Genomic DNA, 12,410 nt, shown 5'->3' with positions numbered 1-12,410 from the left:
GGGCTCGACTTTTTTTGTTTTCAGCGGGGGAAAATATAAAACAGTGGAAATAACGCAAATAAGCGATTTTGAAGCAAAGTAATGCAGGCAAAAGACAATAATTAAGGGATTCGATAGGGGAGTGCTAGAAGGATATTAAATGGTGCGGATGGAGAGACTCGAACTCTCACGCCGTGAAGCACTGGAACCTAAATCCAGCGTGTCTACCAATTCCACCACATCCGCATGTCGTGTTGACGCGTGCATAATACGTATATCTAGCGACTATGCAAGACTTTTTTGTTTTTTCGAGAATAATAGTTGGCTTTTATCTTTTCTATTTTTGCTCGCAGTAACTAGGACAAAGAGGGCGAAAAGTGATTTAATGAAGACCTCCTTTTAAATCGTCTGCTGAAAGAGTTCCAAAATGGAAAGCCGCTCCGTCTCTTCGCTTCTTGATCCTCTTGATCTTGCTACCTTATTTGTTTTTGTTCTTTGTTGGGGTGGGTATGCTTTTTATGCCACTTATAACTCCAAACGACGTTCTTGCCTTGTTAGCGTATTGCACCAATTTCGTTTGGCGTGGATGTCACGTTTGTTAAGACGAGATAACCGCATTGCCGACGCGTCCGTTATGGCGAATCTAGAACGAAGCAGTTTGTTTTTTGCCTCCAGTTCATTGCTTATTATTGCGGGTTTGTTTGCAGGCTTTAAGTATTCTAGCGAGGCGCTTGAGGTGTTATCCGATTTTTATTTGATGTCGCCCAGTAGTCGTCAAGAGTGGGAGCTTAAAATCATTGTGCTGGTATTGATTTTTGCCTATGCCTTTTTCACCTTTACTTGGTCGGTTCGACAATACAATTTTTGTTCCGTCTTGGTTGGCAGTGCCCCTCTGGCCACAGAACGAGGCATCGAAGACAGTGAGCGAGAGCTTTATGCCATGCACATGGCGCAAATTTGCAGTTTGGCGGCCAACCAATTCAACTATGGTTTGCGAGCGTATTATTTTGCCATGGCATTTTGCGCTTGGTTCCTAGGGCCTTATTTTTGTATGGCGGCGAGCATTACGGTTGTGGCTGTGTTGTACCGTCGCGAGTTTAGATCTAAAACCTTTAAAACATTGAGTCGAGGGCTCGTTATTAAGTCTCATGCTTCCTAATTTTCCTAAACCGTTACCTGATCATGATAATCCAACCAATCGCACCGTTAAGGTGGATGATAGGTTGTATCAATATTTAGTCGATGTCTCAGTCCGTGAGAGCGATATATTAAAAGCCTTACGACGTGAAACTGCGCAATATCATATGGCGAGAATGCAACTTTCGCCTGAAGTTGGGCAGTTATTGAGTTTGCTGGTGAAGCTGCAAGCGCCGAAGAAACTATTGGAAATTGGCGTATTCACTGGCTACAGCACCTTATCGATGGCGACGGCGATGCCGACCAACGCCACCTTGGTTGCGATTGAAAAGAAACAAATGTGGTTGGACATCGCGTCCCGCTATCTTGACGAGGCGGGGGTGCTAGACCGCGTCACAACCTATTGTGATAAGGCGTTACCAGTACTTGAGGCATTGCTCGATGAAGCGGGCACCTTTGACTTTATCTTTATCGATGCCGATAAAAAGAATTTGCTCGCTTACTATCATTTGGCGAAACAATTGCTGCGACCAGGAGGTTGTCTGTTGATTGATAATACCTTGTGGTGGGGAAATGTGGCGGATGACGCATTTGATGACAAAGACACTTGCGTGGTTCGAGAGTTGAACAAAACCATTCATCAAGATAAGGACGTTGAGCTGTCATTGATTCCAATTGGCGATGGTTTAACGTTAGTACGAAAAAACACCTAATCCTCTTATGGCCCTCCTTTTTGCTCGTTAATTGGCTCATGTATCTGAATTTTTTGTGTTTTCTTCTTCTTTTTTATAAATACGCCTCTTGAAATCTGTTCAAGAGGCTTTATCTAGAAGGCACAAGTATTAAGAAATACACCCTTGGCTTTGTCTAAGGGTTCATTCAAATAGGAGCAAGCTATAACATGGCAACTGATACTCAAAAAGAAACGTTGGGATTCCAAACAGAAGTAAAACAACTACTTCATTTGATGATCCACTCTTTGTACTCCAACAAAGAAATTTTTCTAAGAGAGCTGATTTCTAATGCGTCCGACGCAGTAGACAAGCTTCGCTTTGAGTCTGTCGCTAACGCAGACCTTCTCGCTGAAGACCCAAACCTACGCGTTCGCATTGAATTTGATAAAGACACGAACACAGTGGTTATTGATGATAACGGTGTGGGCATGTCCCGTGAAGAAGCCATTACGAACTTAGGTACTATCGCTAAGTCTGGTACTTCTTCTTTTCTGGAGCAACTAAGTGGCGACCAGAAGAAAGACAGTCAACTAATTGGTCAGTTCGGTGTTGGTTTTTACTCTGCTTTCATCGTTGCCGATAAAGTGACGGTTGAGACTCGCCGTGCAGGGGCTTCTGAAAACGAAGCGGTTCGTTGGGTGTCTGATGGTTCTGGTGAGTTCACCATTGAAACCATCGAGAAAGCGACTCGCGGTACGCGCATTACCTTGCATCTTAAAGCCGATGAGAAAGACTTTGCGGATAACTTCCGTCTGCGCTCTTTGGTGACTAAATATTCAGACCACATTTCCATTCCTGTGGAAATGGAAAAACCGGTTTATCCAGAAATGGATGAAGAGGGCAATCCAAAACCTTTGGATGAAACCAAAGCGCCAGAATTCGAAGCGGTTAACTCTGCAAAAGCTTTGTGGACTCGTCCTCGTAACGACGTCACCAAAGAAGAGTACGAAGAGTTTTACAAGCACGTTTCTCATGACTACCAAGCGCCTTTGAAATGGTCACATAACAAAGTCGAAGGTAAGTTGGAATACACAAGCTTATTGTACATTCCATCCAAAGCACCGTATGACCTTTGGAACCGCGACATGCAGCGTGGTCTAAAACTCTACGTGCAACGTGTTTTCATCATGGATGAAGCCGAAGCCTTCCTACCGCCTTACATGCGTTTTGTAAAAGGTGTGGTGGATTCTAACGATTTGTCTTTGAACGTATCGCGTGAAATTCTACAGAACGACCACGCGGTTGACTCTATGCGTTCAGCATTGACTAAACGTGTGTTGGATATGCTGGCTAAAATGGCGAAAAATGAGCCAGAAGAATACCAAAAATTCTGGAACGAGTTTGGTAATGTCATCAAAGAAGGTCCTGCCGATGACATGGGCAACAAAGATAAGATTGCCGCTCTCATTCGTTTTAGTACCACGAAAACCGATGCGCCTGAGCAAACGGTTTCTTTGGCTGAATACATTGAGCGCATGGCGGAAGGCCAAGATAAGATTTACTACATCTACGCTGAAAGCCACAATACGGCGAAAAACAGCCCTCATCTAGAGATTCTTCGTAAGAAAGGTTATGAAGTTCTGTTGTTGAGCGATCGCATCGATGAATGGATGATGTCTTCTCTGCAAGAGTTTGACGGAAAATCTTTCCAAGATGTGACCAAAGGTAAGCTGGATATCGCTGAAGACGAAAGTGAAGAAGCGAAGAAAGAGAAAGAAGAAAAAGCAGAGCAACTTAAACCTTTGCTAGAGCGCATGAAAAAAGTGCTGGATGACAAGGTAGCGGATGTTAAAAGCACCGATCGTCTAACCAGTTCTCCTGCGTGTCTTGTGGTTGGTGAGCATGATATGGGCTTGCAAATGCGTCGTTTGCTTGAGCAAGCGGGTCAGCAATTGCCAGACTCTAAGCCGAGCTTAGAAGTGAACCCAGATCACCCAATCGTCGCGAAAATGGATTCTGAATCTGATGAAGACCGTTTCTCTGACATGGCGTGGTTGTTGTTCGAACAAGCCACATTGTCTGAAGGTGGCCAGCTTGAAGATCCTGCAACATTTGTTAATCGCATGAACAAATTGATCGTTCAGCTAAGCAAATAATCACAGGTTAAATCACTCACTCTGTCGTACACTAAAAGCTCATACTCTTAACAGGGTATGAGTTTTTTTTCGTCAGTTGGTGTGCCTTGACGCTTGAGAGTGTCAGGGACAGGGCCTCAGACAATGGATTGTTTGGGGAGATGAGGAGCGCACCAAAGCCATTATTTCGAATCCAAGGAGTGGATGATGATTCAACCTAATAAGCGGTCCTACTTGTGTCTATCTAAGGCATTCTTCGTTGTCGTGTTTACTGTGCTGTTGTTTTCTCAAGCTAGCCTGGCGTCGCCAGCGGTGCAATTGGCAAAACGGTATCTTGATACCGGTTCAGTGGCAGACTTTTTGATCAGTGAAAAGTACGATGGTGTACGCGGTATATGGACAGGCTCTGAGCTATTGAGCCGCACTGGCAAGCGTATTCACGCACCTAGCTGGTTCACAGAGGCATTACCGAATGTCTGGTTGGATGGTGAGCTCTGGTCAAAGCGTGGTGACTTTCAGTTTATTGCCTCAGTCACGTCGAAAGCGTCGCCTATTGATAGCGAATGGCGTCAGCTACAATACCTTGTGTTCGATGCGCCAGATTACGAGCATACCTTTTTGGAGCGCAGTCGGCGGTATCGTCATCTTGTCACCCAGCTCAACGTGCCCTTTGTGGTTGCGGTCGAGCAGTTCACCCTAGCAGACAATCAACAGCTGGCTGAGCGACTAGAGCAATATGTTCGCCGTGGTGCTGAAGGTTTGATGCTGCATCGCAAATCCGCCATGTTCTCAGGAGGGCGCAGTGACAACTTGCTTAAGTTGAAGCCTTTTATGGACGATGAGGCAACCGTTGTGGGAATCAGCCCAGGAAAAGGAAAATACACAAATCAAATGGGGGCCTTATTGGTGGAGACGCCAGCCGGTATTCGCTTTAAAATTGGCTCTGGGTTTTCGGATGCAGAGCGCGCAAATCCTCCGAGCATTGGCGCTACCATCACTTACAAATACCATGGTCACACCAATAAAGGGGTGCCTCGTTTTGCCAGTTTTTTACGAGTGCGCAACACACCTGAGACGTCCCCTTGAAAAGCTACCCTTGAACAGAAAAAAGAGAGGTTCTTTGAAAAACGTTTATTGTTTACCCGGCACCATGTGCGATGAGCGCTTATGGCAACTGACGCAGCCATTGTTAAATGACATCAAGCTGCAGCCTATTTCGCTGCCGATGGAAGACTCTATTGATGGCATTGTGAGCGCCTTAGCGGCGTTATTACCAGATGAGCCTATTTGTCTATTGGGTTTTTCCATGGGGGGCTATTTGGCGAGCGCTTTCGCGGTGAAATACCCCGCTCGTATTAAGCAGTTAATGGTGGTGTCCAATGCGGCAATGGGGTTAATGGAAAATGAAATAGCGCAGCGTAAGCAGGCATTAAACTGGGTGCTGAAGCAGGGTTACCACGGCATTCCTAAAAAGAAAGCGATTGCGATGCTGGGCGAGCGTAATAAAAAAAGCGATTTTCTGATCGAGCTGATTCAAAGCATGGACGCCAGTTTGGGAGAAAGTGTGTTAGTTCAGCAGTTGAGCAGCTCGTTAGAACGACCGACTCTTTGGCCTGCGCTCAGTACACTGCCGATAGACTGTTGTTTCTGCATCGGAGAAGAGGATGTTCTGCTGCCCGATGATATTTGTGAGCAGCTTCAGCATTATTCTAATGTGTCTTGTCATTCTGTTAAGCACTGTGGGCATATGATTCCGCTTGAGCAACCTGTTTGGTTTGCTCAAAAAATACAGGCGTTCTTTCGTTTCCCACAAAGAGCGTCGCCCTTCAAGCGAGGACAGGCTTAAAGTGCGGGCTGGTTAATCCCAGTGCGCTTAGTTGAGAGAAGGGCAAAACAAATCATGCAGGGTACGGATTAGGGTAATGACTTTTGGGTCACCGATCCGGTAATAAATAGTCTGGGAGTCGCGTCGCGTTTCCACTAAGCCATCTTTTCTCAGTATCGCCAAATGCTGGGACAGGGCGGACTGGCTAAGAGGCAGTTTATTGTTCAGTGCTGAAACGGACAGCTCTTCATCCAATAAGTAGCAAAGGATCATCAGGCGGTTTTCATTGCTAATGGCTTTTAAAAACGCCGCCGCTTGAGCGGACTGTTTTGCCATTTCATCCAATGGAAGGTCATTTTTTGGCATTGGTTTCTCTTGTTCTCATTGTGTGATGGCGTGTTCAATTTTATTTCAATTTGTGAATTCATCCACATAGTCTGTGGATAAATCTGGGGGTAGTCTTCGGTGATCGTGATCTTGCTCATAAGGGGCGCACGTCGGATTGATTTGTTCAAAAAACAATCAACGGTAACCCCTTTGAGTTTACTTGTCTAAATTAAAGGTTGACCAAATTGGAGCGTGGTCAGACGGTTTCTCTAATGCTCTTAATTCATAGTCTACATCGGACGCTTCTAAGTAAGGGGTAAGCCCTTTAGAAGACATAATAACATCGATGCGCAGACCGCGTTTTGGCTCATCCGCAAAGCCTTTAGAGCGATAATCAAACCAGCTGAAACGGTCATTTTTTGTTGGATTCAGCAGGCGGTAACTGTCATCAAATCCCCAGTCCGTAAGCGTTTTAAACCATTCGCGTTCTTCGGGTAAAAAACTGCACTTGCCGGATCGTAACCAACGCTTCGCATTGGCTTCACCAATACCTATGTCTAAATCTGTGGGCGATATATTGATGTCGCCCATGACAATGATTTTTTCCTCTGGCGAGTGATTGTCTAAATAAGCCATTAGGTCAGCGTAAAACTTTCTTTTGGCTGGGAACTTTGTTTCATGATCGCGGCTTTCACCTTGTGGAAAATAGCCATTCAGCACTTTCACAGGGCCTTGTGGTGTATCAAAGGTGGCTATGATCATACGACGCTGGGCGTCTTCGTCGTCACCTGGGAAGCCGTATTCAATAGAGGTGGCGGCTTGTTTGCTGAAAATCGCGACACCGTAATGGGATTTTTGCCCATAATAATACGCGTGATAACCCACTGACTCTGGGATCTCATGAGGGAAGGCATCGTCATGTACTTTGATTTCTTGCAGGCCGATGACATCGGGAGCGTGTTTTTCAACCAGCGCTTCAATTTGATGAGGGCGAGCACGTAAACCATTGATGTTAAAAGAGACAAATTTCACTGTCATTCCTTGGTAATCGAATTTCGTCAATCATACCCAGTTGTGTATCGAGCATAAAGTGCTTCATGGTGGTGGTTTCATTGTTTTTACTCATCTTAAGACCTGAAGGGCTTTTTACTTAGTTCGTGCTGCTGGTACACTGCGGGGCATCTATAGTTAGTTTGTTGGAGATAATAATGTCCTATCAGTACGATTTGTTTGTGATTGGCGCAGGCTCTGGTGGTGTACGTGCTAGTCGTGTTGCGGCTGCTAAAGGCTATAAAGTGGCCGTTGCTGAGGGCAGTGCGCTGGGCGGTACTTGTGTCAATATCGGTTGTGTGCCGAAAAAATTGTTTGTCTATGGTTCTGAGTTTGGTCATGGCTTTGAGCAGGCAGCAGGGTTTGGTTGGAGCACAACAGGCGCCTCTTTTGACTGGTCGGTATTGCGCGACAATAAAACCAAAGAAATTGAACGTTTAAACGGCATTTACTCAAACATGCTGAATAACGCTGGTGTGAACATTATTTCAGGCTTTGCCTCTTTTGTGGATGCACACACAGTAGAAGTAAATGGTGTTCAATACACCGCAGAACGTATTTTGATCGCGGTAGGGGCTAAGCCTTTTATTCCAGAATTTGATGGCAGCGAATTCGTTGTCAGCTCTAATGAAATGTTTTTCCTAGATGAGCTACCAAAGAAAGCCTTAGTAGTGGGTGGTGGTTACATCGCAGTGGAATTTGCAGGCATTTTAAATGGTTTAGGTGTGGACACTGCGTTAGCGTATCGTGGCGACCAATTATTGCGTGGTTTTGACCAAGACGTTCGAGAGTTTGCCTCAGAAGAATACCGTAAATCTGGCATTGACGTTCGCTTGAATACCGATGTTAAAGCGATCGAGTTGGCTGATGTCACGAAACCAGATGGCGAGCGCATTGTTCACTTTAAAGATGGTCATTCTGAGACGTTTGGCTTGATCTTGTACGCAACAGGCCGAGTGCCAAATGTGGACAAGCTTTCATTGGAGAAAGCAGGCATAGAAACAGGCAAAAATGGTGCGGTGAAAGTGGACAATAACTTCACCACCAGTGCGTCTAGTGTGTTTGCGTTGGGTGATGTAACAGACAATATTCAATTGACCCCAGTGGCGATTAAAGAAGCGATGGCATTAATTGGCTATTGGTTTGATGGCAAAGAAATAGACTTTGATTATGACAATATTCCTACTGCTGTTTTCAGTCAGCCATCCATCGGCACCGTAGGGCTGAGTGAGCAAGAAGCGGAAAAACGTGGCTTGGACTTCCGTGTTTATCAAACCGATTTTCGCCCAATGAAACACACCTTAAGTGGCAGTACAGAGCGAGCTCTAATGAAACTCTTGGTAAACAACGCCGATGATAAAGTCATTGGCGCTCATATGGTGGGGGATTATTCTGGTGAGATTATGCAAGGCTTGGGCGTCGCGTTAAAAGCGGGGGCAACCAAAGCGGATTTTGATGCGACAGTCGGGGTTCATCCAACCAGTGCTGAAGAATTTGTTACCTTTTCTGATGCGGCATTAAAGCCTAAAAAATAATATCTAACGTAGCCGACGACATGGTCGTTGGCTGTTTGTAGCATAAAAAGCGCCGGTTTTTTAACCGGCGCTTTTTTTTGAGCAGATTTTATCGTATTGATTTTAAAGGTTTATCTTATCGGGGAGAGCGATTAATAACGATCTATTTAAAAAAGTAGGGAGTTTATTTGTAATAAATAGCCGGTCACTAACGACTAACCATTAAATAAAGTGGGTAAATCTTAGTGAGAGGCTTTCTTGTTAAATGAATTTCAACAGTTAATTAATGTCGATACGGCTTCTGTTTGGCTCATTATGGCCGGCATTATTGCTTTTTCCTATTTATTGGAAGACGCCGCTATTGTGGTGGCGGCCTCATTATCAGCGCAAGATATATTGCCTCCAACTTATGCCCTGATTGCCATTATGTTTGGCATTATTACTGGCGATGCCGGTTTATATCTTATTGGTGTTTACGCTAAGAAAGTGCGTTTTTTACGCTATCGAATCTACCACAATAAATACTTCACTCCGCTTCGAACTCGCTTTCAAAAACAGGTCTTTCTAAACCTTTGTATTATCCGTTTTATTCCTGGTCTGCGCACGGCAGGCTTTACCTTAACGGGTTTCCTCTCTGTGCCTTTTACTGTTTTTTTGAGCGCAGCCATGCTGTCGACCACTCTTTGGGTGGCGGTTGTTTTTTCATTGATCTATCGATTGGGGAGCAGTGCTTGGGTGCAAGCGGCTCAATACCAATGGATGCTTATTTTAGTGGCCGCTGCCTTGTTGTACGCGGTCAATCGGATTGTCCGTTATTCCATATCAAGAAGGTTGTCATGATCCCAGTTACCAAGGTTCCCTGTATCCCAGAGGGCAAAATCAATGCCGGTATGCCGCTCTTGGTTGAAGACGCCCGTGCGGCGGTATCGCCTTATGAATTTCTACCAAGTTGGTTTTTTTATACGCCAGTGGTGGTGCAAAGCCTGTTATTGGCAGTGCGCTATGGTGATGTTCGTTTGCCTTTGGTGGTAAATCCAACGATTTTTTTAAGCGGTATGGTGGGGGAATCTAAGCACGATATTTTGACTTTAGCAGGCCCTATTGCGAAACCTTGGATTTCACCTTTTGTATCGTTAATAAAAACGTCGGCGTTATTAACTGAGCAAAATACCAATGCACAACACACGCTTGCAGCAGCAAATCTGAGTTTTCCTGTGGTGGCCAAACCGGATTTAGGCTGCCGTGGCGTGGGCGTTAAGCTGATAAAAAATGCGCAGCAGCTGCAAGACTATATCGCCTCTTACCCTCAAGATGCGCGTTATTTATTGCAAGAAAAAGCCCCCTATGAAGCAGAAGCAGGCGTGTTTTATGTGCGTCATCCGAATGAATCAAAAGGCAAAATCATCTCGATAACATTGAAATACACACCCTCGGTTTTAGGGGATGGGGTGCGCACACTCAAGGCGCTGATTGAGCAAAACCCAAGAGCCGGTCAGTTAAGCCATTTATATTTTCCACGCCATGAAGACAAGTTGGATTGGGTGCTGCCAGAAGGGCAAGAGTTTCAATTGGCTTTTGCTGGCAGCCATAGCCGTGGTTCGATTTTTCGTGATGGAAATCAGTACATTTCAGAAGCCTTAACGCAAAAGTTGGATCAGATTCTTGCGGATGTCGACGGCTATTACTATGGCCGTTTGGACATTAAGTTTCGCGATATCAACCGTTTTATGGCGGGTGAAGACTTTACTATTTTAGAGCTCAATGGCGCGAGCAGTGAAGCGGCGCATATTTGGGACCGTAAAACCCCCTTAAAAGAAATCTACAGAACCTTGTTGGCGCAATATCGACTCTTGTTTGAGATTGGTGCCGAGCAGAAAAGGCGCGGTCATAGACCGGCGTCGATTAAAACCTTGATTGGCGCATGGAAAGAAGAAAAAGCGCTTATGAAACAGTATCCAATGACGGATTAACGCAGTATTTCATTATTATTTTGGAGTGGTTTATGTCATTGAATTCTACCAAGCCGTTAGTGCAAAAAGCGACAAACGGCAGCGCGATTATCAACGGTTGCATAGAAAGCCTAGAGCAAGGTCGGCAGTTTCTAAAATCGATCAGCGATGAGCAATATTGTTATGTAGCGACTCCCCATGTGACGAGTTCTATTGGTGAGCATTTTCGCCATTTACTGGATGTTTTTTACAGTATTTATCAAAACCCTACGGCCACGAATTATAACCAGCGCCGCCGTGGTCATGCTTTAGAAACCTCTCGTGCCGAAGCGCTAGCGGCCATTATGACCGTCACTCAATGGTTGCAAACGTTAGATCAAGAGACTCTTGATAAAAGGGTCGCTGTGTTTGCTGAGGTGTCTTTGAGCCACGCACAAACCTGCGAAATGGGCTCCACACTAGGGCGTGAGCTGACGTTTGCGTCCTTGCATGCAACGCATCATTTTGCCATGGCAAACGTGGTTGTGAGTTTGTTGAATGGGCAAGTTGGCCGCCGTTTCGGCTATGCACCTGCCACTGTCACTTATTTGCGGGATCAATAGTTATGTGCTCGGTTTCTTGGTTGCTTAGTGAAGAGGGTTACCAGCTCTTTTTTAATCGTGATGAGCAGAAAAGTCGTGCTGTAGCCTTACCGCCACAGTCATTGTCGTTGAATGGGGTGGCCGTGTTGATGCCGATTGATCCTGTGGCAAATGGCAGTTGGATCAGTGTAAACGAGTTTGGTTTGACTTTGTGCTTGTTAAATAACTATCAGGGGCAATCTCCCAGTGGCCCATTAATTAGCCGTGGGCAATTGTTAAAGCGACTTTCCAGTGAACGGGATATTCCCACTTTGAACGCAGCGTTTGACTCTTTAGATCTTAGCAGATTTGCGCCTTTTACCTTATTGGCTTTTGACCCAAGGTTAACGCGAACAGACAAAGCCGTGATGGCGTTTGAATGGGATGGAAAACACCCTAGGATTTTTTCTGAGTGTTCACCTCGATTTTCATCTGGTGTGGACTTAGAGGAGGTTCAGCAGGCGCGAGAGCAAGCTTACAAAGCATGCTTAGAGCAAGGGAGCAATCGACATGATTTGCTGGCTCTGCATCAAAGTCATCACCCAGAGCAACTTCATCATTCGTTCTGCATGCACAGAAGTGACGCTCATACGGTGAGCTTCACGCACGTTGAAGTGACACCTTATGGGCAAAGCATGTCCTATGTTGGTGGGGCACCTTGTCAACATTTAACCGAGGCGGCGCTTGCGTTGCAGTGCGTTACTTTGCCTTCTCATGATCCTTCTACAGACTCTCTTATTAAGGGCTTATTATGAAATATTTATTGTCGTTATTGTTGTTTGTCAGCACCTTCAGTTATTCCCAAGACCCTGTCTACACAGGATATTTTAGCAATAAAGCGCTGCAAGGCTATGACACGGTTGCGTACTTTACTGAGCAAAAACCTGTGTTGGGCAGTAAGCAGTTTGTGACGGAATATAAAGGGGCTGATTGGTATTTTTCTAACGCTAAGCATTTGGCCATGTTTGAACAAAACCCAGAAAAATACGCGCCTCAATACGGTGGTTATTGCGCTTGGGCTGTCGCAGAGAAGCGCAGTTTTGCCCCAGCGGACCCTCATCAGTGGGCGGTTGTAAATGGGAAGCTGTATTTGAATTACGATGCTGACATTAAGTCGAAATGGGACAAGGCCCCAGTCGATTTTATTAATAAAGCGAACAGTGTTTGGCCTCAATTGATTGCGGAATAGCGGAGAAAATT

13 protein-coding genes and 1 tRNA gene are annotated in these 12,410 nt (G+C 45.3%); 11 read left to right on the top strand and 3 right to left on the bottom strand.

Features of this window, described 5'->3' with window-relative positions:
- Positions 1-140 precede the first annotated feature (140 nt).
- Positions 141-225 (bottom strand) — tRNA-Leu (locus E0D71_RS12730).
- 181 nt (positions 226-406) lie between these two features.
- Here E0D71_RS12730 and E0D71_RS12725 point away from each other — a divergent pair.
- The 5 genes from E0D71_RS12725 to E0D71_RS12705 all read left to right on the top strand — a co-directional run bounded on the left by E0D71_RS12725 (position 407) and on the right by E0D71_RS12705 (position 5,771).
- Positions 407-1,138, top strand: a complete 732-nt coding sequence (locus E0D71_RS12725; RefSeq protein ID WP_133003694.1) for a DUF599 family protein — start codon at positions 407-409, stop codon at positions 1,136-1,138.
- A complete protein-coding gene (locus E0D71_RS12720; RefSeq protein ID WP_133003693.1) occupies positions 1,128-1,829 on the top strand; it encodes an O-methyltransferase in 702 nt (233 codons plus the stop codon). The genes E0D71_RS12725 and E0D71_RS12720 overlap by 11 nt, the downstream gene beginning before the upstream one ends.
- Before the next feature lie 188 nt (positions 1,830-2,017).
- A complete protein-coding gene (gene htpG, locus E0D71_RS12715) occupies positions 2,018-3,946 on the top strand; it encodes a molecular chaperone HtpG (protein WP_133003692.1) in 1,929 nt (642 codons plus the stop codon).
- A gap of 186 nt (positions 3,947-4,132) precedes the next feature.
- Positions 4,133-5,011 carry a DNA ligase gene (locus E0D71_RS12710; RefSeq protein WP_133003691.1) on the top strand — a complete coding sequence of 293 codons (879 nt, stop codon included), beginning with the start codon at positions 4,133-4,135 and terminating at the stop codon, positions 5,009-5,011.
- Positions 5,012-5,045: 34 nt separating this feature from the next.
- Positions 5,046-5,771, top strand: a complete 726-nt coding sequence (locus E0D71_RS12705; protein ID WP_243712033.1) for an alpha/beta fold hydrolase — start codon at positions 5,046-5,048, stop codon at positions 5,769-5,771.
- A gap of 27 nt (positions 5,772-5,798) precedes the next feature.
- Here the strand turns inward: E0D71_RS12705 and E0D71_RS12700 are convergent, their stop codons facing one another.
- The gene (locus tag E0D71_RS12700) at positions 5,799-6,116 is read right to left on the bottom strand and encodes a metalloregulator ArsR/SmtB family transcription factor (RefSeq protein ID WP_133003690.1); all 318 of its coding nucleotides are present in this window, start codon (positions 6,114-6,116) and stop codon (positions 5,799-5,801) included.
- Between the two features lie 177 nt (positions 6,117-6,293).
- Complete coding sequence (gene xthA / locus E0D71_RS12695; protein ID WP_133003689.1) at positions 6,294-7,109, bottom strand: exodeoxyribonuclease III; 816 nt, start codon at positions 7,107-7,109, stop codon at positions 6,294-6,296.
- A gap of 176 nt (positions 7,110-7,285) precedes the next feature.
- Between xthA and gorA the strand changes: the two genes are divergently transcribed.
- The 6 genes from gorA to E0D71_RS12665 all read left to right on the top strand — a co-directional run bounded on the left by gorA (position 7,286) and on the right by E0D71_RS12665 (position 12,399).
- Entirely contained in the window at positions 7,286-8,662 is a 1,377-nt protein-coding gene (gene gorA, locus E0D71_RS12690) for a glutathione-disulfide reductase (RefSeq protein WP_133003688.1), read from the top strand.
- Between the two features lie 237 nt (positions 8,663-8,899).
- On the top strand, positions 8,900-9,481 hold the full coding sequence (locus E0D71_RS12685; protein WP_207923398.1) for a DedA family protein: 582 nt from the start codon (positions 8,900-8,902) through the stop codon (positions 9,479-9,481).
- The gene (locus E0D71_RS12680) at positions 9,478-10,611 is read left to right on the top strand and encodes an ATP-grasp domain-containing protein (protein ID WP_133003687.1); all 1,134 of its coding nucleotides are present in this window, start codon (positions 9,478-9,480) and stop codon (positions 10,609-10,611) included. The genes E0D71_RS12685 and E0D71_RS12680 overlap by 4 nt, the downstream gene beginning before the upstream one ends.
- Before the next feature lie 32 nt (positions 10,612-10,643).
- Positions 10,644-11,192 carry a DinB family protein gene (locus tag E0D71_RS12675; RefSeq protein WP_133003686.1) on the top strand — a complete coding sequence of 183 codons (549 nt, stop codon included), beginning with the start codon at positions 10,644-10,646 and terminating at the stop codon, positions 11,190-11,192.
- 2 nt (positions 11,193-11,194) lie between these two features.
- Positions 11,195-11,965, top strand: a complete 771-nt coding sequence (locus tag E0D71_RS12670; protein WP_133003685.1) for an NRDE family protein — start codon at positions 11,195-11,197, stop codon at positions 11,963-11,965.
- A complete protein-coding gene (locus E0D71_RS12665; protein ID WP_133003684.1) occupies positions 11,962-12,399 on the top strand; it encodes a YHS domain-containing (seleno)protein in 438 nt (145 codons plus the stop codon). The genes E0D71_RS12670 and E0D71_RS12665 overlap by 4 nt, the downstream gene beginning before the upstream one ends.
- Positions 12,400-12,410: the final 11 nt, after the last annotated feature.

The organism is Marinomonas sp. KMM3893 (assembly GCF_004352855.1).
Taxonomy (GTDB): domain Bacteria; phylum Pseudomonadota; class Gammaproteobacteria; order Pseudomonadales; family Marinomonadaceae; genus Marinomonas; species Marinomonas arenicola.
The sequence above is the reverse complement of the archived record's forward strand: the minus strand, read 5'-3'. Positions and strand labels throughout refer to the sequence as shown.

What these genes read in the sequence shown, in the direction of transcription:
- E0D71_RS12725 (WP_133003694.1), top strand. Translation starts at nt 407, where the DNA reads ATGGAAAGCCGCTCCGTCTCTTCGCTTCTTGATCCTCTTGATCTTGCT.
- E0D71_RS12720 (WP_133003693.1), top strand. Translation starts at nt 1,128, where the DNA reads ATGCTTCCTAATTTTCCTAAACCGTTACCTGATCATGATAATCCAACC.
- htpG (WP_133003692.1), top strand. Translation starts at nt 2,018, where the DNA reads ATGGCAACTGATACTCAAAAAGAAACGTTGGGATTCCAAACAGAAGTA.
- E0D71_RS12710 (WP_133003691.1), top strand. Translation starts at nt 4,133, where the DNA reads ATGATTCAACCTAATAAGCGGTCCTACTTGTGTCTATCTAAGGCATTC.
- E0D71_RS12700 (WP_133003690.1), bottom strand. Translation starts at nt 6,116, where the DNA reads ATGCCAAAAAATGACCTTCCATTGGATGAAATGGCAAAACAGTCCGCT.
- gorA (WP_133003688.1), top strand. Translation starts at nt 7,286, where the DNA reads ATGTCCTATCAGTACGATTTGTTTGTGATTGGCGCAGGCTCTGGTGGT.
- E0D71_RS12680 (WP_133003687.1), top strand. Translation starts at nt 9,478, where the DNA reads ATGATCCCAGTTACCAAGGTTCCCTGTATCCCAGAGGGCAAAATCAAT.
- E0D71_RS12675 (WP_133003686.1), top strand. Translation starts at nt 10,644, where the DNA reads ATGTCATTGAATTCTACCAAGCCGTTAGTGCAAAAAGCGACAAACGGC.
- E0D71_RS12670 (WP_133003685.1), top strand. Translation starts at nt 11,195, where the DNA reads ATGTGCTCGGTTTCTTGGTTGCTTAGTGAAGAGGGTTACCAGCTCTTT.
- E0D71_RS12665 (WP_133003684.1), top strand. Translation starts at nt 11,962, where the DNA reads ATGAAATATTTATTGTCGTTATTGTTGTTTGTCAGCACCTTCAGTTAT.